Source organism: Paraglaciecola sp. L1A13, assembly GCF_009796745.1.
In the GTDB taxonomy this organism is placed as follows: Bacteria; Pseudomonadota; Gammaproteobacteria; order Enterobacterales; family Alteromonadaceae; genus Paraglaciecola.
This window is the reverse complement of sequence record NZ_CP047024.1, coordinates 2613796-2634602: the sequence shown is the minus strand read 5'-3', so window position 1 is coordinate 2634602 and position 20807 is coordinate 2613796. Positions and strand designations below refer to the sequence as shown.

At 41.9% G+C, this 20807-nt stretch carries 18 protein-coding genes; 12 read left to right on the top strand and 6 right to left on the bottom strand.

Annotation, left to right across the window (positions count from 1 at the left end; translation table 11 throughout):
* Positions 1–33: 33 nt before the first annotated feature.
* From msrQ to GQR89_RS10950, 6 genes are all read right to left on the bottom strand, one after another.
* Positions 34–681, bottom strand: a complete 648-nt coding sequence (msrQ, locus tag GQR89_RS10975; protein WP_158770089.1) for a protein-methionine-sulfoxide reductase heme-binding subunit MsrQ — start codon at positions 679–681, stop codon at positions 34–36.
* On the bottom strand, positions 681–1682 hold the full coding sequence (gene msrP, locus GQR89_RS10970; RefSeq protein WP_158770088.1) for a protein-methionine-sulfoxide reductase catalytic subunit MsrP: 1002 nt from the start codon (positions 1680–1682) through the stop codon (positions 681–683). The genes msrQ and msrP overlap by 1 nt, the downstream gene beginning before the upstream one ends.
* Before the next feature lie 89 nt (positions 1683–1771).
* Positions 1772–3127 (bottom strand): anti-phage deoxyguanosine triphosphatase, encoded by a 1356-nt coding sequence (locus tag GQR89_RS10965; RefSeq protein ID WP_158770087.1) that lies wholly within the window; start codon positions 3125–3127, stop codon positions 1772–1774.
* Between the two features lie 507 nt (positions 3128–3634).
* Positions 3635–4402 (bottom strand): ThuA domain-containing protein, encoded by a 768-nt coding sequence (locus GQR89_RS10960; RefSeq protein ID WP_158770086.1) that lies wholly within the window; start codon positions 4400–4402, stop codon positions 3635–3637.
* Between the two features lie 114 nt (positions 4403–4516).
* On the bottom strand, positions 4517–5128 hold the full coding sequence (gene yfbR / locus GQR89_RS10955) for a 5'-deoxynucleotidase (protein ID WP_158770085.1): 612 nt from the start codon (positions 5126–5128) through the stop codon (positions 4517–4519).
* 5 nt (positions 5129–5133) lie between these two features.
* The gene (locus GQR89_RS10950) at positions 5134–6354 is read right to left on the bottom strand and encodes a pyridoxal phosphate-dependent aminotransferase (RefSeq protein ID WP_158770084.1); all 1221 of its coding nucleotides are present in this window, start codon (positions 6352–6354) and stop codon (positions 5134–5136) included.
* A 306-nt stretch (positions 6355–6660) separates the two neighbouring features.
* Between GQR89_RS10950 and GQR89_RS10945 the strand changes: the two genes are divergently transcribed.
* The 12 genes from GQR89_RS10945 (at position 6661) to modF (ending at position 20787) form a co-directional block, all read left to right on the top strand.
* A complete protein-coding gene (locus GQR89_RS10945) occupies positions 6661–7455 on the top strand; it encodes a DUF2189 domain-containing protein (protein WP_158770083.1) in 795 nt (264 codons plus the stop codon).
* A gap of 391 nt (positions 7456–7846) precedes the next feature.
* On the top strand, positions 7847–9040 hold the full coding sequence (locus GQR89_RS10940) for a thiamine pyrophosphate-dependent dehydrogenase E1 component subunit alpha (protein ID WP_199271313.1): 1194 nt from the start codon (positions 7847–7849) through the stop codon (positions 9038–9040).
* The gene (locus GQR89_RS10935; protein ID WP_158770081.1) at positions 9033–10010 is read left to right on the top strand and encodes an alpha-ketoacid dehydrogenase subunit beta; all 978 of its coding nucleotides are present in this window, start codon (positions 9033–9035) and stop codon (positions 10008–10010) included. Before GQR89_RS10940 ends, GQR89_RS10935 begins: the two co-directional genes overlap by 8 nt.
* A gap of 25 nt (positions 10011–10035) precedes the next feature.
* The gene (locus GQR89_RS10930) at positions 10036–11661 is read left to right on the top strand and encodes a dihydrolipoyllysine-residue acetyltransferase (RefSeq protein ID WP_158770080.1); all 1626 of its coding nucleotides are present in this window, start codon (positions 10036–10038) and stop codon (positions 11659–11661) included.
* Positions 11662–11834: 173 nt separating this feature from the next.
* Complete coding sequence (locus tag GQR89_RS10925; RefSeq protein ID WP_158770079.1) at positions 11835–12716, top strand: 23S rRNA (adenine(2030)-N(6))-methyltransferase RlmJ; 882 nt, start codon at positions 11835–11837, stop codon at positions 12714–12716.
* Between the two features lie 27 nt (positions 12717–12743).
* The gene (locus GQR89_RS10920; protein ID WP_158770078.1) at positions 12744–14606 is read left to right on the top strand and encodes a protein kinase; all 1863 of its coding nucleotides are present in this window, start codon (positions 12744–12746) and stop codon (positions 14604–14606) included.
* 33 nt (positions 14607–14639) lie between these two features.
* A complete protein-coding gene (locus tag GQR89_RS10915) occupies positions 14640–15494 on the top strand; it encodes an acyl-CoA thioesterase domain-containing protein (protein ID WP_158770077.1) in 855 nt (284 codons plus the stop codon).
* Positions 15495–15507: 13 nt separating this feature from the next.
* Complete coding sequence (locus GQR89_RS10910; RefSeq protein WP_158770076.1) at positions 15508–16032, top strand: gamma carbonic anhydrase family protein; 525 nt, start codon at positions 15508–15510, stop codon at positions 16030–16032.
* 377 nt (positions 16033–16409) lie between these two features.
* Positions 16410–17537, top strand: a complete 1128-nt coding sequence (locus tag GQR89_RS10905) for an alanine--glyoxylate aminotransferase family protein (RefSeq protein ID WP_158770075.1) — start codon at positions 16410–16412, stop codon at positions 17535–17537.
* Between the two features lie 143 nt (positions 17538–17680).
* On the top strand, positions 17681–18448 hold the full coding sequence (locus GQR89_RS10900) for a glycosyltransferase family 2 protein (protein WP_158770074.1): 768 nt from the start codon (positions 17681–17683) through the stop codon (positions 18446–18448).
* 379 nt (positions 18449–18827) lie between these two features.
* Positions 18828–19250 carry a MarR family winged helix-turn-helix transcriptional regulator gene (locus tag GQR89_RS10895; RefSeq protein WP_158770073.1) on the top strand — a complete coding sequence of 141 codons (423 nt, stop codon included), beginning with the start codon at positions 18828–18830 and terminating at the stop codon, positions 19248–19250.
* A 61-nt stretch (positions 19251–19311) separates the two neighbouring features.
* Positions 19312–20787 carry a molybdate ABC transporter ATP-binding protein ModF gene (modF, locus tag GQR89_RS10890; protein WP_158770072.1) on the top strand — a complete coding sequence of 492 codons (1476 nt, stop codon included), beginning with the start codon at positions 19312–19314 and terminating at the stop codon, positions 20785–20787.
* Positions 20788–20807: the final 20 nt, after the last annotated feature.

The following is a 20807-nucleotide window of genomic DNA, read 5'->3' as shown; positions in this document are numbered from 1 at the left end:
ATTACAATAGTACTGTATAAAAACACATGCAAGTTATTTTTTACTTATTTGCGTATTATTTATTCGATTCTTTAACCAGCGTTTTAACTTATCACGTCTGTAGAGCAGCAGTGATAGGGTTAAGAACATATAAACGAGCGGTTCTGTTACATCCGATTTGACTGACCATAAGAAGTGAAGAGCCACAAGCCCCACGGCTAGGTATACCCAATTATGCAGTGTTTGCCAACGTCGCCCCAAACTGCGCTGGGCCTTTTTATTTGAGGTTAAGGTGAGGCAGAACAATATTATCCACGCGACAAAACCTACCGTTATATAGGGGCGTTTAACTATTTCGCTGAGTAAAAGTGGCCAGTCGAGTTGTAAATCGAATAATACGTAACTTACCAGGTGAGCAAATGCATAACTGAAGCTATAAAGGCCCAGTAACCTGCGGACATTGATAAGTAAGCCTTGCTTAAATTGCCGCGCTAGGGGAGTGATAAGCAGTGATAGCAGCAGCAACTTAAACGCACCTAAACCAGTAAAATGTAAAAGTGCGGTGACTGGATCGCCGCCTAATTGGTCATTAAAAGCTTGATAATACGTTATCAATAAGGGCAGCAATGCCCCTAAATGAATGACAAGTTTTAACCAAGGTAAGTGTGCCTTTTTAAGCTTAAAGGAATAAGTCTCTGCCATTAGAAATTTTTTCTTAGATCCATGCCTTGATACAACGATGCCACTTCATCGTAACCGTTGAACATCTTGGTATCTATTCGATTTCGCGAGAACAAACCGGCCGAGCTAATACGCCTTTCGCTGGCTTGACTCCAACGAGGGTGGCTTACCTCAGGGTTTACATTGGCATAAAATCCGTATTCGCTAGCTGCCAAAATATTCCACGTTGTAGGAGGGCGTTTATCGGTAAGGCGAATACGGGTAATGGACTTAATGCTTTTGAACCCGTATTTCCATGGCACCACTAGTCTGATTGGTGCACCATTTTGTGCAGGTAAGGTCTTACCATAAAGTCCTACAGAAAGTAGCGTAAGCGGATGCATGGCTTCGTCTAAACGTAATCCTTCAACATAAGGGTACTCAATACCGCCGCCTGCAAACCTATTTTTTTGTCCCGGCATTTGCTTAGGATCATACAAAGTTTCAAACGCCACGTATTTAGCCGAACTTAATGGTTTAGCCTTTTTAATTAAAGCCGCCAGTGAAAAACCAATCCATGGAACAACCATGGACCAAGCTTCAACACATCGCATGCGATAAATTCGTTCTTCAAGGGGAAATTGGTTGAAAAGATCATCGTAGTTCAATGTAAACGGTTTTTCAGCTGATCCTTCCACGCTGAGACTCCATGGGTTCACTTTGAACTGCTGAGCGTTTTCAACCGGATCTGATTTAGCCGTACCAAATTCATAAAAATTGTTATGAGTAATTATTTTTTCTTCGGGCGTAAAAGCTTGTTTCTGTTGCGATGTTGCAGCTGGGGTATATTCCAGCGCTCGGGTTTTAAAGGTCTCTTTATCGTCGCTAGTGAAGAAACCAGCCTGAGCTGGTTGGCTAGTGAGTAGTGCTGAAGCACCGATGAATCCCATAGATTTAAGAATGTCTCGGCGTTGGTTGTATACCTTCTCGTCGGTGATTTCGCTCTCTTTGACAGCGCTTGCTTTGGGTACATTAATTAACATAGTGGCCTTAATTGCGTTAAATACCTTAATGATTACTACTAAGGACAATGAATTAAGACCAAAAATTTCAATTGTTTTTTAATCGTCAGCTAAAGTCCTATGCTATCGGGATTCGCGCCACTTTTTGGAATAAACAAATTAGCGTAAAGGCGTGAGGCAAATTCATCTGTCATACCGGCGATATAATCACAGATTATACGCATTCCATTATTCTCGCTCTGCGCGTTTAGCCAGCGAACTCGGGTATTTTCTGGCAACAAGCGCTCGGGATCTGATGCGAAGGCTTCAAATAGCCCCATAACAACTTGCTGTCCTTTGTATTCCAGCATTTGTATTTCTGGTTTACGGATCACCCGTTGATAAACAAACTGTTTAAAGATAGACAGTGCCTGCTCAAACTCAGGTTGGAATATCGCGTTGTATTTGAGTAAGTCATGATCAAAGGCAGGATCCGTTTGGCGTATATCTATATTAGTAATAAAGCTATTGACCAACGCACCTATCGCATCTTTGCGTTCATGATGGTGCTTACTGAACAGTTTTTTAGCTAACATTGAAATATGCCCAGCTAACCACGTTTCACTTAGTGCTTCTATCGGTTCAACGATTTGTTCTTCAAACTGCTGTAAGTTAACGATGCCCATAACGATGGCATCTTCTAAGTCGTGTATGCCATAGGCGATATCGTCGGCCAGCTCCATAATGGAGCAATCAAAAGATTTGAACGTGGTTTTATGGTGTCGCTGCAATGATGTACTCGGCGCTATCTGGCAAAGCTGCGCTTGGTCCTGCAAAGACAGAGGCTGCAATAGCCAGTCAAACATCCCCTTATCACATGCGTACAACCCCTTAGGGGGGATCCAATCCGCTGCCTTAATATTGCGATGTGATGTATTTTGTATATTCGTGTTTGCTGGGGCAGGTTGAATATTGGTTAATGGCTCAATAAAGTTTGGATATTTAACCAACCCAAGTAAAGTGCGGCGACTGAGGTTCATTCCATGAGATGGGGTATAAGGCTCTAACTTGGTAACGATTCTGAATGTTTGTCCATTGCCCTCGAAACCACCATTTTCGCGCATCATGTAATGTAAGGCAATTTCACCACCATGGCCAAATGGAGGGTGTCCAATGTCATGGGCTAAACACAAGGCTTCAATTAACGTGTCGTTAAGGCCAAGCTTATCCGTTAACACTGGATGTTTTCGACGAAGCTGTGCAGCAATTCCCTGACCTATTTGTGAGGCCTCAAGTGAGTGGGTCAAACGTGTGCGATAGAAATCGCTCATACCCACGCCTAATACCTGTGTTTTGGCTTGCAGACGTCTAAATGCTGCAGAATGCAGTATACGGGCTTTGTCACGTTGAAAAGGTGAGCGGTGATCGCCATCACGTTGAACTTGCTGTGAAAAATGTCTCGCTGACCACATGGTAGGTTGCTGCATGGACGTATATACCTCTGTGAATACCTCTGAGAATTATTGTTTTGTTGAAATTCCCTTACCTGTTGCTGCCCAATATATACCACCGTATATGTGCTGTAAAAACGCATTGTCTTATAGGCAATAGGTTTATGCCTCAGCGCTATGTAAAATATACGTCCGTCGCAGCCTGGCGTTACCAAGAAATAGCATGAAACTTGCCCATGCCATCACCTACATTGTCCTTCGGTTGAGCATAATGTATTGCTTGTTTGTATGGAAATCGACCTGCTGATTAAATGGTATGTTTGGACATCGTAACCCTTGGCGTTTCATTTGACGTAAAGGCATACTCGCAAACCGGTTAAAGGTAACTGTGAGAAAAACACAAAATATTACTAATCAGTACGTTACTGTCTGCTGTAAGCAGATTAAGCGGCTACCCTAAGTCAGTTTGAAAGCCAATTGTCTCGCTGACCACAGGGTAGGTTGCCGCATGGACGGATAATCCTCTGGGAATACTGCTAAATGTTATTGTATCGCTGGAATTCCTTTACCAGTTGCCGCCCAATATATACCACCGTAAATGTGCTGTAAAAACGCGTTGTCTTGATAGGCAATAGGTTTATGCCCCAGCGCTGTGTAAAAAGCGCGCCCGCCATCGAATGTGTGATACCAGGCAATAGGGTGAAACTTGCCCATGCCGTCGCCTATATTGTCACCCCACTGGGCATGAGGAGCGAAAGTATTTTCGTCTACTGTTAGTAGGTAATTTAAGTTTTTGCTTTGGGCTGGACCAAACTCATACCATTCATCAGTCCACAGTAATGTATTAGGTAAATACTCCATTCCTGGAAAATCTCTAGAGACAACTTCCATTTGTGCTGTTTGTATTTCAGGATGGATTTTAAACACATGGCCCACCAGCTGATTATACCAAGGCCATGTTTTCTCTGTGTCGGATGCACTATGGATCCCTACAAATCCTTTACCGGATTGAATAAATCGTTGTAATGCCGCTTCTTGTTGCGAATTTAATATATCGCCAGAGGTAAGCAAAAAAACGACTGCATCATAGTTTTTAAGATTGTCATCATTAATAAGCGCTGCATCTTCTTGCCAATCAACTCCAAAGTGATGTTTAATTCCAAGATTCTCAATGGCTTGCACTGCGCCGTTAATTGACTTGTGATGCCATTCGACTGTTTTAGTAAAAAGTAAAAGATTAAATTGCTCGGCATGAGCCACAGATGTTGTGATTAATAAGCTGGCGCAGAGAATGATTGTGGCGCTTTTCATAAGGTAACGTCCATTTTCAAGTTGACCAGCAATAATATTGGCTTCTAGCAGAAATAGTATTCAGTTAGTTTGTTATTCCATTAACAAATTTTGTGCGCCGCTTGTAGGCTATATTCAAAGGGCGTTATCTTCTTGGGTAATTTCGTCCAAACTTAAGCTAAAGCTAGGCACATAAGCGCGCATGAAATAATCCACTTCCTGAGAATGGTAATCTTTAAGAATTTTGTCTAAACGTTTTTTCGCTAAACCAAACTCCTGATTACCCGCAGAGAGTTCTTCTAAGGTTTTTAAATACGCGCAGATAACATCTGCCGCTTTGATAATGAAGGCTTCGGTTTCATCTTGTCCTTCATGCTGTATCAGTGCCGCGTAATCTTCTTTGAAATCGGCCGGTGCCATATCAATGAGTTTTTGCTCGGCTATTTTTTCAATCTTCTTATATTCAGCTTGAATAGCTGGATTGTAATACTTTACTGGGGTAGGTAAGTCACCCGTTAGCACTTCAGATACATCATGAAACATCGCTTGTGTGGCTATTTTGTAAGCGTTGACAGTCCCACCAAAATATTTATTGCGGATCAATGCTAATGAATGAGCCACCATAGCAACTTGTAAACTGTGCTCTTGCACATTTTCGGTTCGCACATTACGCATTAACGGCCAGCGATTAATGAGCTTCATGCGTGATAGATGGGCAAAAAAATGACTTTTTTGTGGGGTACTCATAATAGTTAGTCAGCCTGACGGTAGTGTTTAAAGAAATTTGCGATGCGCTCAATTGCCGGGCGCAGTACATCAACATGTGGAAGAAAGACCAAGCGGAAAAAGCACCCTTGGGTTAAATTGAATGCGTTACCGTGCACCAGTAATACTTTTTCACTGCGTAGCAAGTCCATAATCATTTGCTCGTCACTGTGAATATTGAATTTTTCGGCATCGACTTTAACAAAGCAATACATGGCGCCGTTCGGAGCCACGCATTCAAGTCCATCAATTTGATTGAGCATGGTGGTGGCTAAATCTCGTTGTAGTTTAAGGCGACCGCCATCAACAATCAGGTCATTGATACTTTGGTATCCACCTAATGCTGTTTGGATTGCGTGTTGGCTAGGTACATTGGCGCACATACGCATAGACGACAACATATTTAAGCCGTCTATATAGTTTGTGCCAAGCGCTTTATGCCCACTAACCACAAGCCAACCAGCTCGAAAACCTGCAACGCGATAATTCTTTGACAATCCACCGAGCGTAATAAAAAAGATATCCTCTGCTAGTGCAGCGATACATTGATGCTTAGCGCCGTCATAGAGGATTTTGTCGTAAATTTCGTCGCTGAACACCATTAATTCATGCTCTCGAGCAACGTCAATTATTTTCAGAAGCAGTGCCTTACTATAAACCGCGCCGGTTGGGTTATTTGGATTGATAAGAACAATGGCCTTGGTTTTGGCGGTGATCTTATTTTTGATATCTTCTATATCTGGCTCCCAGCCAGCATTTTCATCACAGTGATAATGTACTGGTTTACCCGAAGACAGACTGACCGACGCGGTCCACAGTGGGTAATCCGGGCTAGGCAGTAACACTTCATCCCCGTCATCTAGCAATGCTTGCATGGCCATTACGATAAGTTCGCTTACGCCATTACCAATATAAATATCATTGACGGATATATTTTTAATTTGTTGTTGCTGGTAATACTGCATCACCGCAACACGGGCGGGATATATGCCTTTAGAATCTGAATAACCTTGGGATTTGGGTAAATGATGAATGACATCTTTCAAAATATCATCTGGTGCCTCAAATCCGAATGGGGCAGGGTTACCAATATTAAGCTTTAAAATACGGTGCCCTTCATCTTCCATTTTTTGAGCTTGCTCTAAAATAGGGCCGCGAATGTCATAACAAACGTTATCGAGTTTTTTTGATTTTTTGAAAGTGCGCATGATAATGATGAATAGAAAAGGTAGCTGCAAGAGTAATACAGGGCACTAGGGTATGTTAAGTATAATTATGTCTTGTGGACGATTATTTGCGCATTCCGTGTCGTTGGCATTGATAGGCGTTTACACTTGCTAAGCCCGCGGTAATCAAGGTGTATTATGGGTAGCCTAAAAGCCGATAGTAGTATTACCGCGAAAACTCTTCTAACAGTGGTAACTTTTACCTGACAAGTTTGGTTTATAGGATTAGTCTAAAAGAGCAGTAAGATAAAACAGACACAAATTTCTTTTTGTTTGGAGTACCTATCTATGTCACAGTCTTTTAAAGAAGCCCCGCAAAATGCCATTACCGGTAGTACTATCGCTCGGGTAATACCCTGTAGAGAATTATCTATTACCGATCCTATTAATTGGCTAAGGCTGGGTATCCAAGATGCTATACGCGCCCCTATATTGACGTTAATTTTTGGTGTTTTCTTTGCCGCAATTCCATGGTTTATCACCTATTTAGTTGAACTAACAGGTTGGCACTTAGTTATTTTACCCGCCATTGTGTGTTTTATGCTCATTGGACCGTTTTTGGCCGCAGGTCTTTACGATATCAGTTGGGAATTAGAGAAAGGCCATAAACCCTCTTTGTGGCACAGTATTAAGGCCGTTAAACGTAATGCAGTCAACGAATGGGGTCTGGGGATCTTATTAATGGTACTGATGATTTTTTGGTTACGGGTGGCTTCGTTGATACATGCTTTGTATCCTCCGTACCTAGATGAAAATTACGAAAATTTATTTCCGTTTTTAGCGTTAGGGGGCGTTATAGGGGCCGGTTTTACGTTATTAGTTTTTTTTCTCAGTGCGTTTACTCAGCCTATTCTTATGGAACGTAAAGTTGATTTGGCTACCGCGGTATTAACCAGTATGAATACGGTCTGGAGTAATAAGATCCCGATGTTGTTTTGGGCGAGTATTATTTTGGTGTCCGTATTAATCGGCTTCGGAACCCAGTTCTTTGGGTTTATTATATTGATGCCTATTATTGGTTACGCTACTTGGCATGGTTATATCGACAGCGTTGAGGTTAAGCGTAAGCGTTTATACGCATAATTCATTTTTAGCGCCGCCTGTGATGCACTATAGATATATACCTAGGAGGCCTATACCTAGGAGGCCTATATCTATAGGCGGCGAATACTTTCTCATCTAAACAGCCGTTTATAGCTATGATCCCCGCTATTTTACTATTTTCACCTTCATTTATTATCTCGCCTAGCACGAAAGTCTTTACAGCAAGGTTTTACCTTTAAAGTTGTTTGAAAAAAGGCGGATGAACATCATGTTTTCTTTCATTAATTAGGTTGAGCATTCTTTCTTTCAGTCATTTCGTTACTAATTTGGAAACGTCCTATCCTTAAATCTGCATTACCATTAACACTCAAATAACAATTTTTAAACATTGTCTGTTATGACAGTGTTATACAAGTTAAGAGGGGTCGTGGTGAAAGATAGAAATCATCTCTTTGATGTGGGAATTAGTCATACGGTGAATATCATTGATAAAGGCACAGTAGATATTCCTATGTTACAAATTTTACAGCCCGATGGCAGCGCGCATAGCGATGCAGATATGCCCGATATAAGTCAGGATACGGCCCATAAGATATTTCAAACCATGCATTATATACGCGTGCTTGATGAGCGGATGGTCGGAGCTCAGCGTCAAGGGCGTATCAGCTTCTACCTTGCTTGTAGTGGCGAAGAAGCATCGACGGTGGGCAGTGCTGCGGCGCTTAGTGATAACGATATGATTATGTCTCAATACCGAGAGCAGGGAGCGTTAGCATATCGAGGTTACCGTACCGAGCAATTTATGAATCAAATGTTCAGTAACAAGCTCGATCCTAATAAAGGTCGGCAAATGCCTATTCATTACGGGGATAAGGCGTTGAACTTCATGACTATCTCATCGCCTCTGGCGACGCAAATTCCTCAAGCTGCCGGTTATGCTTACGGACAGAAAATGGCAGGTAATCAGGCAATAACGATTTGCTACTTCGGTGAAGGCGCTGCATCAGAAGGGGATTTTCACGCAGGGCTCAACATGGCTGCTGTACTCAGTTGTCCCGTTATCTTCTTTTGTCGTAACAATGGATATGCCATATCGACTCCTTCAAGTGAGCAGTTCTGCGGCGATGGGATTGCCTCTCGCGGACTGGGATACGGCATCAAAACAATTCGCGTTGACGGCAACGATGTATTAGCGGTTTATCTTGCAACCAAAAAAGCGCGAGAAATTGCCCTAGCGGAAAATTGCCCTGTGTTAATCGAAGCGATGACTTATCGCCTTGCCGCTCATTCAACATCTGATGACCCATCGGGTTATCGCTCAAAAGAGGAAGAGCAAAAATGGCGGGAGAAAGATCCCGTGCAACGTTTCGAAAATTGGATGAAAAGTAAGGGCTGGATCAACGAGGAGCAACATAAGCAATTTATCGAACAAACCCGCCAAGAGGTTTTAGCCCAGATGAAAAAAGCCGAACAAGTCGATATTTGTGCGATTGATGATTTGGTTAACGATGTTTACGACACGCCACCTTGGCATTTACAGGAACAACTAAGTCAATTGAAAAAGCATATTAGCTTGTACCCAGAAGCATACCCGAAGACTGCTGGGAGAATTCGCCATGATTAAAATGAATATGCTACAAGCGATCAATAGCGCGCTTATTACCGCCATGGACGATGATGAAAAAGTCATGGTATTTGGCGAAGATGTAGGTCATTTCGGTGGCGTATTTAGAGCAACTAGCAATTTACAGCAAAAGTTTGGTAAAGCGCGCTGCTTCAATACGCCGTTAACCGAACAAGGTATTATTGGTTTTGCAAATGGTCTTGCTTCTCAGGGCTCAGTACCTGTTGCTGAAATACAGTTTGGTGATTATATTTTTCCTGCTTTTGATCAAATCATTAACGAGACGGCTAAGTTTCGCTATCGCTCAGGCGGACAGTTTACTTGCGGCACATTAACCATACGCACGCCATATGGTGGCGGTATTGCTGGTGGCTTGTACCACTCGCAATCCCCTGAAGCATTTTTTGCTCACATACCTGGGATGAAAGTGGTGATCCCTCGTAATCCTTATCAAGCGAAGGGATTATTGTTGGCATCCATTAGAGACGACAACCCTGTGTTGTTTATGGAGCCAAAACGTTTGTATCGAGCATCAGTAGGCGAAGTGCCAGAAGAGGACTATGAGTTGCCACTAGGCAAGGCAGATGTCGTCAAAGAAGGCGAGCATATTACCTTACTTGCTTGGGGGGCTCAGGTTGAAGTGATTGAAAAAGCGGCTGAAATGGCCGAGAAAGACGGCATATCATGTGAAATTATCGACTTACGAAGTATTTTGCCATGGGATGCACAGACTGTAAGCGAATCCGTTAAGAAAACTGGTCGACTGCTTATTAATCATGAAGCCCCTCAAACAGGCGGCTTTGCCAGCGAGATTTCTGCCACCGTCCAAGAGCGATGCTTCTTGTATCTGGAGTCACCTATAACACGTGTTTGCGGCTTAGATACGCCCTATCCTTTGGCCCATGAAAAAGAATACATGCCAGATCATCTGAAAACGTATGAAGCGATTAAACGCTGCGTGAATTTTTAATCATCAATATCGAGGAATAGCTGAAATGAAAGATTTTATTTTGCCAGATATTGGTGAAGGAATAGTGGAATGTGAACTATTAGCATGGCTAGTATCGGAAGGGGATATCATCGTCGAAGACCAGCCTGTCGCTGAGGTAATGACGGATAAAGCCACGGTTCAAATTCCTGCAATGTACAGTGGTAAAGTGCAAAAACTTTATTACCAAACAGGAGAAATAGCACAGGTGCACAAGCCTCTGTTTGCTATGGACATTGACACGAAAGGGGATGATATTCGCGCGGCAGATACCCTAGAGCTTGGTTCAAATGAGGTGCTTGCGGCACAGACAGATTCTGCTAAAAAAAATAGTCCGGTTTTAAGTGAACATCCAAACAAGACGCACGTTCATAGTAGACATATTGAGACGTTTATCTTGCCCGACATTGGTGAGGGAATTGTTGAGTGTGAATTGGTTAAATGGTTAGTTAGTGAAGGGGATGAAATAGTCGAAGATCAGCCAGTGGTTGAGGTAATGACAGATAAAGCGCTGGTAGAAATTCCAGCGAAATACAGCGGCACAGTAGTGAGTCTGTGTTATCAGCAAGGTGAAATTGCCAAAGTACATTCTGCTCTTTTCACCATGCAAGTCACAGAAGATATTCGCGAAAATGGCGTGATTAAAAGCAATGTAAGTTCGCCAATCTCTCCCGCCAACAAAGAGCAAAAAGGCCAGACGGACAACCAAGATACCAGAGCGGTTACTCATAGTGGTCTTAACTCCAATCATAAAGTGTTAGCCAGTCCAGCGGTACGTCGTGTCGCCAGAGAGCAAAATATTGAGTTGTCACAAGTTCATGGCTCGGGTGAGAAAGGCCGAATATTAAAATGTGACCTAGTGCAAAAGCCAGTGGATGATGCAAAAGCCTGCACCACGTCTGAAGTGACAAGTCGCACAAATCCAGGACAAACGAGAGTTGAACGCATAAGTGGTATTAAAGCGGCAATGGCTAAGCAAATGGTCAACAGTGTTTCGACTATTCCACATTTTACTGTGAGTGAAGAGATACAGATGGATGCGTTGATGGCTTTGCGTGCGCAATTGAAAGATGATTTTACCGCACAAGGGGTTAAATTAAGCTTTATGCCATTCTTTATTAAAGCGATGTCTATGGCGCTTAAAGCTTTCCCCGTCATTAATAGTCAAGTAAATAAAGATTGCACCGAATTGACCTATTTTCACGATCATAATATTGGTATGGCAGTGGATGGTAAATTCGGCTTATTGGTACCAAACATCAAAGGGGTGCAAGACATGTCCCTACTTGAAATAGCCATTCGGGCAAGTGAATTGATTGAACAAGCTAGACAAGGGCGGCTGAAAACAAGTGATTTAACCGGTGGTACCATCAGCATATCGAATATCGGTGTGTTAGGTGGAACAGTTGCCACACCTGTTATTAATCATCCCGAGGCCGCGATTGTTGCGTTAGGGAAAATTCAACGTTTACCTCGCTTTGATGAAAACGATCAGGTGCGTCCGGTCAATATAATGCATGTGAGTTGGTCTGGTGATCACCGGATAATCGATGGAGCTACTATGGTGAGGTTTAATAATCTTTGGAAGTCTTATATTGAACAACCAATGACAATGCTGAGCACTATGCGTTAGCCAGAGGATTATAGGTTGACTTTTAGTCTGCTTAATAAGCCTTTACACAAACCCGCGTTACGCGGGTTTGTTTTTACTGATTTTTACTTTTGCTTACGCAAAGGTAACAGGTAAACTAGCTGGCTATAGGCTAATTAAGCCTAAACGTATTACACCACTAAGGAGTTAATCAGTTGTTTAGTTATCGCCACGGCTTTCATGCAGGTAATCATGCCGATGTGTTAAAACACATTTGCCAGATGTTGATCATCGATAAGTTAAAACGTAAAGACAAAGGATTTACCTATATTGATACCCATAGTGGTGCCGGTATGTACGATTTAGCCTCTGAGCAAGCTCGCAAAACCAATGAATTTAAGCAGGGGATTACGCGACTAGCCGATTACGCCGGCGCTGAACCAACGCTTTTAGCCTATCAAGAGTTAACGGCCAGTTATATTAAACATCAGCAGTACCCTGGTTCGCCAGAAATAGCACGTGTGTTAATGCGTGAACAAGATCAATTACACTTGATGGAATGGAATAACCAAGAGGTCATTAACCTTAAGCGCCAAATAAGAGGCCATAACGTAGCGGTGCATCACCGAGATGGATACGAAGGATTGATCGCAATGACGCCACCGGAATTAAAGCGTGGCTTGGTACTCACGGATCCTTCGTATGAAACACCAGATGACTATCAACAAGTCGTCGACAGCATCAGCAAAGCCTACAAGCGCTGGCCTACAGGCATTTTTGCTATTTGGTATCCCTTGTTATCGAAACGGGACGATGAGCAAAGCGATGGATTTGAACGCGCCACCTCTAAACATCAAAAAAGTCAGCAGATGCTTGACGCTCTCAGTAACGGGGGTTTTAAAAACTTACTGCAAGTGGAACTAGCAGTGCAAGACCCGACCACCTTCGCCGGAATGTACGGGTCTGGAATGGCAATCATTAATGCCCCGTGGCAATTAGATGAACAAATTCGTGACTGTTTAGCTGAACTAAGCCCTTTGTTGGCGCAAAACAAAAGGGCCGCTTACCAAGTCAATTGGCTGGTGGAAGAGGCTTAGCGAAAAACTTAGGTATAGATTACCCAAATGGTTTCCCAAACTGATTTAAAACACTTTTATATCCCGGACGAACAATCAATTTATTTGCTATCCCACAAGGACGCGCAAAAGCTCAAAGCTTGGTTTAAGTTATGTACCGAGCAACTTGAACGTTTAGGTTATCGGGATATTGAATTAATTGGTAAAGGAGCCTTTGGATTCGCTTTTGCCGGAACGCCAAAACTCGATCAGGCAAAGCAGTATGTATTTAAATTCTCTCGGGCCAATCTACCCCAACATGTGCAGGACCGCTTGGAAGAAGAGGCCTATATGTTGGGTCATGTGACACATCCTCATGTACCGGGATTGATAGAATTTCAGCGTGTTAAAAAGCAATCCATTTTGGTAATGCAGCGTGCAAAAGGTAAAGATCTCGAAAAAATATCATTGGAGTATGGTCCGTTATCGCCCAGGCTGGTGGTCAAAATTGCCGTTCAGCTCAGTGATATTTTACAAACGTTACGTACATTTACTGAAAATGGTCAAATAAAGCCTATTGTTCACGGGGATATTAAGCCGTCAAATATCGTGTTTGACCCGTTAACCGAAGAGGTTGGCTTAATTGATTGGGGCTCCTCGGTATTCGCTCAGCTAGACGAGCAGGGTAATTACTTAGCAAATAACGTGATGGATTTAATGTCCAGTGATATGCAACAAACCAATGCGCGTTTAGGGGATGTGTATTTTATTGGCCCTGAGCAATTAAGCGGGAATTTATCTTCACCGCGCTTCGATGAACAAGGGCTGGCAAGCACGCTATATGCATTAGCATCTGGACAGTCGAGCCGGTTTGGTGCTCAAGTTATTCGACCAAATTCCCTTGGTTTACCCAAAATGCTAGGGGAGATATTGACAGCTATGCTCAGTGACGATGAGCAAATAAGAGCAAAGGGCGGCGATTATTTACTGAACAATATTCATTATTTGAAAAACATGGTATTTCACCCCAAAGATCCTCCCTTGAGTCCCCCCCTTATTCCAGGTTGGTGTCATACAAAATCCCGAGAAATTGACACCGTGGTTTACAGCTCACGTAAGTCCTTTCTTCGCGCAGAAGCATATCAAAGCACAGAGCAGCTTCGTTATCTTAACGATGAGCAGTTCGAACGTTATTATAAAAACTACTTGCAAGGCATGGGTGAAACTGAAAAAGCGTTTATTTCAGAGGTGAGTCGATTAGGTAAATATCCGGTGGTGGGCGGTTTAGCCGTTCGCTGGACACCGCAAGGGGTATATATTGATTCAAGTTTAAACATTTACGACCCAGCATTAAAAAGTGCTTTTGATGCAACGGTTAATAATATTGTGACACTGGCCCGCTCAATTCATCGAGTGGGGGTATTTAAAAGCTGTATGTTTAATGCTCGGGATACACTCCATATTGAACGAGATGATGAAACTGCGCCGTTTATCCCTGAATCTGGCATGCAAATCCCCTATGAACTCAATAAAACATCTGTTAAAGAAGACGAAAGCCGGATGCATTCTTACTTTGAAGATGGCGTCGATCCCGACGAATTACTGACGTTACCCGATAAGTTGATGACCATTATTCATCAGTTAAACGCCATACACCATACAGGCTGTATTATATTCGAGTCGTTGCCGACCCATCTAAAGATTCATAGCTATTACACATTACTCGATCATTCGGCGGTAGATGAATTTAAGAAATTATTAAATGAAATTATTAACCTTGTTCCAACGATAAACGGGATGGGTATGTCAGGTTTTATGAAACTACCCTATAAAGATACACGTTTTTTCGAGCATCAAGCCCATTTACCTGATAAGTTTTATCCAAGAAATCCCTATGCTGAGCGGGTAGTGGTCACTGCCAAAGCCCAGTAGCAGCCAATATTATTGAAAACTTTTTGAGAAATTATGAGCGATATTAAATTAGTAGATTTATTAACATTAGAAAAAATAGAAGAAGGTTTGTTTCGTGGCCAAAGTTGGGATCTCGGGTTTCGCGCGTTATTCGGTGGGCAGGTTATGGGGCAAGCCATTGCAGCTGCACAACTTACATTACCAGAGGGACGCGTCGCTCATTCGTTTCATGCTTATTTTTTGTTGCCTGGTGATGCCAAAAAACCAGTGGTATTTGATGTGCAGACAGTACGTGATGGGCGTAGTTTTTCAACACGCAGGATTAAAGCAATTCAAAATGGTCGTAGTATTTTCTATATGACGGCATCATTTCAACAGCCTGAGCCGGGTTTAGAGCATCAATTTGCCGTTATGCCCGATGTGCCTTCACCAGAGTCGCTGCCACGAGATACCATGTTTGATGAGGTGGCTCAAGAGAGCATGTCGACGCGTATGCGCGAGGCACTTGGATATCATAAACCCATTGATATGCGCTCTGTACAGCAAATTGACTCTGTTAACCCCGGCGTACATGAGCCAAAACGTTATATTTGGATGAGAGCTGAAGAAGTGTTACACGGAAATGTTCATCTAAATCAAGCCATGTTGTCCTATGCTTCTGATTACCATTTTTTATCTACCGCTATTCAACCTCATGGTATTTCGGTCAGAGATAAGAATCTAATTATGGCCACTATCGATCACGCTGTATGGTTTCATCATCCGTTTGATTTTGATGATTGGTTATTGTACTGCGCAGAAAGTCCGTTTAGTGGTGGCGCAAGAGGCTTAGTTCGAGGGCAATTCTTTAACCGTCAAGGAAAACTAGTTGCATCGAGTATGCAAGAAGGATTAATGCGAAAAATTTAAATAAGGAGTAAACATGTTGTATTCATTAGGCGATGATCGAGTCAGTGTTGGAAACGATGTATTTATCGCACCGGGCAGTCATGTAATGGGTAAAGTGAAACTCGCTGATAACAGTAGTATATGGTTCAACGCAGTATTACGCGGTGATTGCGATGTTATTTCAATTGGCGAGGGCAGTAACGTTCAAGATGGTAGTGTATTACACACCGACGTTGGTATACCGTTGACCATTGGCAAAGGTGTAACAATAGGCCATAAAGTGATGTTGCACGGCTGCGAGGTCGGAGACTTCACATTAATCGGTATTAATAGCGTTATTTTAAATGGCGCTAAAATAGGTAAGCACTGTGTTATTGGGGCAAATAGTCTTGTGACTGAGAATATGGTGATACCCGACGGCTCACTCGTGATGGGCTCACCAGCAAAGGTAGTGAAAAGCATTCCCGACCAGCAAAAGAAAATGTTAGAGGCATCAGGACAACACTATGTTGAAAACGCCAAACGTTTTTTACGGGATTTAAGGCCTCAACAAGATTAGTCGTCGATAAGTGATGTTCGCTTGAGAGTTTAACTTTTGGCAATGTAACTTTGTATAAAGATAAAAAATACTCGGATCATAATAATCGATCCGAGTCTAAGGGAACGGCTCAATTAAGAGCCTAACGCTAACTATTTCCAATGTTCAAATAAAGTGTAGGTTAGTTATTGGTTTTTACTAATTTATTCCTTAATTTAATGTCTTTGTCTCTCAGGGTTGTTTTGTTACCACTACGTTATCAAAAATAAGCATTCATTAACTCTTATATCACTACATTATTCCATTCATGTTATTTATGTCGGATATGCAAGCCTTGTTGAAGATGTCAATCAAGGTAATATAATCGGTAAATCAGTAAGCATAAGGCATAAGTACTCATGACAGCGCAATTTCACACCTTTATTCCTCCAGTTAGAACATTGATGGGTCCTGGACCATCAGATGTTGATCCGCGTATATTAAATGCACTCTCACGCCCGACGTTGGGGCATTTAGATCCTGCATTTATACAATTGATGGACGAAGTAAAACAGTTATTACAATATGCTTTTCAAACCCAAAATCAGTTGACTATGCCCGTGTCAGCACCAGGTTCCGCTGGAATGGAGGCCGTTTTTGTTAATTTACTCGAACCGGGTGACAAAGTGATTGTTTGCCAAAATGGCGTGTTCGGCGGGCGTATGCAACAAAACGTTGAACGCTGCGGTGCAACTGCGATTATGGTGCAAGATACGTGGGGCAAACCAACGGATATAACTAAGTTAGAAGATGCCTTAAAAGCGAATCCAGATGCTAAAGCCGTTGCCTTTGTACATGCTGAAACATCTACTGGCGTTCGCAATGACGCACAAGCGCTTTGTGCGTTAGCCAAACAATATAATTGCCTCACTATTGTCGATGCAGTGACCTCATTAGGAGGAATAGAACTTGATGTTGATGGTTGGCAAATAGACGCTATTTATTCTGGTACACAAAAGTGCTTGTCATGTGTACCAGGTTTATCACCGGTTTCGTTTAGTCAACAAGCCGTAGAGGTGATTAAAGGTCGTAAAACTAAAGTGCAAAGTTGGTTTCTAGACATGGAATTAGTGATGGGGTATTGGGGGCAAGGTGGAAAGCGTGCTTACCATCATACCGCCCCGGTCAATAGCTTATACGCCTTGCACGAAGCATTGCGTATTTTGCACAATGAAGGTCTGCAATCAGCTTGGCAGCGTCATGCTGACATGCACCTGGCATTGAAAGCGGGTTTAGAAAATATCGGCCTCGAGTTTGTTGTCGAAGAAGCGTATCGCCTGCCACAACTAAATATGGTGAGCATTCCTCAGGGCGTTGATGATGCCGAGGTTCGCGGTCAATTACTCAATGAATTCGGTCTTGAAATAGGCGCTGGGTTAGGGGAGTTAGCTGGTAAAGTATGGCGCATAGGGCTTATGGGCTATGGCTGTAATAAGAAAAACGTAGATTATTGCGTGAATGCATTAACCAGTGTTCTTCGACGCTAACACATCTTTCACATGACAGGCCAAATCCTTGGGTCTGTCAGTATCCTCTTTAGATTTTCAAGTTTCAGCCTATACGCTGGTTAATTAACTGTTATAGAATAAATTCTTTTAGCTATTATCCAATAGAATATTTGACGGTATGAATGAAAAATAAAATATCTGTAGTTATTATTTGTAAAAATGAAGAGCGAATTATACGAAGCTGCCTCGATTCTGTCACGTGGGCAGATGAAATTGTGATTGTTGACTCAGGTAGTACAGATAAAACTATCGAAATCGTGTCTGAGTATACGGACAAAATATTTGTTAATTCGGATTGGAAAGGATTTGGATTTCAAAAAAAATTGGCGGTAAGTAAAGCGTCTAACGATTGGGTATTGTCCCTTGATTCAGATGAAGTGGTTAGTGACGAACTTAGAGATGCACTTATGGATCAGCTTGATTCATTAAATGATCAAACAGTTTATCGTATTAACCGACTGACACATTTTTGTGGAAAATTTATCTATCACAGCGGTTGGTATCCTAGCAGGATAGTCCGATTGTTTAATAAAAAAAAGTACGACTTTAATGACAAACTCGTACATGAAACGGTTTCTTGTAAAGCAGCAGAAAAAATAGACATAAAAGGTAATCTTTATCATTACACCTTTGATTCATTGGAAGAATACATTGATAAGCGCAATCGCTACGCCAAAGCGTGGGCTAAAGGAAAATTTGAACAGGGCAAAAAAGTGAATGGATTATCAATCATTACACACTCCCTATTTGCCTTTATTCGTCACTATATTATTCAACTGGGTTTCTTAGACGGCTACCACGGATATTTAATTGCCACAATTCAAATGCAGTACACCTTTAATAAGTACAATTTTTTAAAATATAAAAACCTACCCGATAAGCCTCTTTAGAACTCAATTTCCCTCGCACTCTATAGGAGTGCGTGGGAATTCTAGCGCCTAGTATCTTTTCAAATAGCCTCTCAGTGTAAAACTCTCATATCCACATTATCAAACAATTAAATCGAAACTGTGAACTGAATCTTATAAGTGTAAACATGTAAGCTGGTACTCACTATCTTTGAAGCTCTTTATTTTAAAGGGTTTTTGTGTATTTGACTGGTCTATTATTCGATAAGTAAATATTATAAGCTCAATAAAAACTTGATTAAAGGTTGATTTATCCGTGATTAATGCTTGATTGATCAAGTAATTGTATCGTTTCTGTGCTTGTAGTAAAGTGCTGGTGCACTGATTAAATTAAACTACTTTGGTAACGGGAGACAAACAAATGGGACAACTACCCCCATCGTTAGAATTACTATTTTTACTGTCAGGTACAGTGGGTAAGATGACGAAAAAAGCAGACCGCGCACTGGGTGTGCACGGTATAAGTTTGAGCGAGTTTATGGTGTTGCATCATTTAAATTACGCTCAGAATCAAATCATGACCCGCACTGAATTAGCCGATGCGGTTAACCTTACTGCGTCAGGTATTACGCGTTTGTTAACACCCATGGAAAAAATTCATTTAGTCGAAAAAGAAAAAAATAGTCGTGATGCACGGGTAAGCTTAGTTAAACTGACCTTTTCTGGGCGCGATATATATAAGTACGCTTTCCTTAGCTGTAAAAACACGTTCGACGAATCAGTTAAAGATATCAGCCAAAAACAGCTCTCTACGGTATTAGAAGTACTAAACAAATTAGCTTAAGCGTGGCAGCATTCACACATACGTTATGTATTCATTAATGTATTGACAGTCAAGGACCTTCATGAGTATTCATTTATCGGACATCAGTGTCGATTTTTCACAACAATTTAGCGTAAAGCACGTAACTTGGTCAGTAGAGCAAGGACAACACTGGGTTTTAGTGGGGCAAAATGGGGCGGGTAAGTCTGCATTAGCTGCATTGCTTGCTGGGCACGGCGAGATACTTAGCGGCATGTTAACCTCGTCATTTAAACGTATTGCGTTAGTTTCCTATGAGGCGCAGCAAGCATTAATTGCAAAAGAGCGCGAAAAAGACTCTGCCGACATTCTCGATGTTGTAGCTACGCCGAGTACCGTTAAACAAGTGTTATGTGAAGATTTACATGAAAGTGCCAATATCATTGATTCTGCATGGTGTATTAGGTTGCTCGCTTTATTCGAGTTTTCAAATTTATTGGCCCGAAATTTTATCGATCTTTCTACCGGTGAAACACGAAAATTATTGCTTATTAAGGCGTTACTGTCTCAGCCAGATTTATTAATTTTAGATGAACCCTTTGATGGTTTAGACAGTAAAATGCAAGACAATCTACGCGAACTATTAGATGAGTTGCACAAGGATATTTGTATTGTATTTGTGCTAAATCGTTGGTCCGAAATCCCGTCATTTATTACCCATTATGCACTTGTTGTTCAAGGTAAATTACAGTCTACCGTAAACGCACATGACAATGATGCGGTAGGTGATTTGCAACGATTATTGAGCTTACAACACGATGATTTTGTATTACCTGAACCAGATCTTAATGTTACGCGTAACCAATATAGTGCAGGGGAAGTAATAGTTAAGCTGACATCTGTCGGTATTCATTATCCTCAGGGTGCGATAATAGAAAATCTTTCATGGGAAATTAAATGTGGTCAACATTGGCAACTGAGTGGGCCAAATGGCTCAGGTAAAACGTGTCTTTTACAACTTATCTCAGGCGATCATCCACAGTGCTACGTGAACGATATATATGTCTTTGGTTATCAGCGTGGTACAGGTGAAAGTATATGGGATATTAAGCAGAATATTGGCTTTCTTTCCAATGCATTTCATCTATCCTACAGGGTAAATTGTAGCTTGTTGCACGTAATACTTTCCGGTTTTTATGACAGTATTGGTTTGTATCAACAACCCTCTAAAAGACAAACTTTTTTAGCCAAAAAATGGCTGACGCTGGGTGGCTTAATGGAATATGAAAACACACCGTTTCAGCAGTTGTCATTTGGCGATCAGAGATTAGCGCTGATATTGAGGGCTATGGTTAAGCATCCACCGTTACTTATTTTAGATGAGCCTTGTAATGGACTTGATGAAATCAATCGTCAGCGAATTCTGGCGGTAATCGAGACGATTGCTTTGAGTGACAAGACATCGATCATATACGTCAATCACCATAGCGATGATGTTATCGGTGGCATTCACAATTACATCATGTTGGAAGGTGGCTCCCCCGACGCTAAAATATATTATGCGCCGATTAAAGCTTAGTTTAGGAGCAGCACAAAAAA

Bases quoted from the DNA above. Each gene is read 5' to 3' on its own strand.
- GQR89_RS10915 (WP_158770077.1), top strand. From the start codon at position 14,640: ATGAGCGATATTAAATTAGTAGATTTATTAACATTAGAAAAAATAGAA.
- GQR89_RS10945 (WP_158770083.1), top strand. From the start codon at position 6,661: ATGTCACAGTCTTTTAAAGAAGCCCCGCAAAATGCCATTACCGGTAGT.
- GQR89_RS10920 (WP_158770078.1), top strand. From the start codon at position 12,744: ATGGTTTCCCAAACTGATTTAAAACACTTTTATATCCCGGACGAACAA.
- GQR89_RS10965 (WP_158770087.1), bottom strand. From the start codon at position 3,127: ATGCAGCAACCTACCATGTGGTCAGCGAGACATTTTTCACAGCAAGTT.
- GQR89_RS10905 (WP_158770075.1), top strand. From the start codon at position 16,410: ATGACAGCGCAATTTCACACCTTTATTCCTCCAGTTAGAACATTGATG.
- msrQ (WP_158770089.1), bottom strand. From the start codon at position 681: ATGGCAGAGACTTATTCCTTTAAGCTTAAAAAGGCACACTTACCTTGG.
- yfbR (WP_158770085.1), bottom strand. From the start codon at position 5,128: ATGAGTACCCCACAAAAAAGTCATTTTTTTGCCCATCTATCACGCATG.
- GQR89_RS10950 (WP_158770084.1), bottom strand. From the start codon at position 6,354: ATGCGCACTTTCAAAAAATCAAAAAAACTCGATAACGTTTGTTATGAC.
- GQR89_RS10960 (WP_158770086.1), bottom strand. From the start codon at position 4,402: ATGAAAAGCGCCACAATCATTCTCTGCGCCAGCTTATTAATCACAACA.
- GQR89_RS10935 (WP_158770081.1), top strand. From the start codon at position 9,033: ATGATTAAAATGAATATGCTACAAGCGATCAATAGCGCGCTTATTACC.
- GQR89_RS10900 (WP_158770074.1), top strand. From the start codon at position 17,681: ATGAAAAATAAAATATCTGTAGTTATTATTTGTAAAAATGAAGAGCGA.
- GQR89_RS10930 (WP_158770080.1), top strand. From the start codon at position 10,036: ATGAAAGATTTTATTTTGCCAGATATTGGTGAAGGAATAGTGGAATGT.
- GQR89_RS10895 (WP_158770073.1), top strand. From the start codon at position 18,828: ATGGGACAACTACCCCCATCGTTAGAATTACTATTTTTACTGTCAGGT.
- msrP (WP_158770088.1), bottom strand. From the start codon at position 1,682: ATGTTAATTAATGTACCCAAAGCAAGCGCTGTCAAAGAGAGCGAAATC.
- modF (WP_158770072.1), top strand. From the start codon at position 19,312: ATGAGTATTCATTTATCGGACATCAGTGTCGATTTTTCACAACAATTT.
- GQR89_RS10910 (WP_158770076.1), top strand. From the start codon at position 15,508: ATGTTGTATTCATTAGGCGATGATCGAGTCAGTGTTGGAAACGATGTA.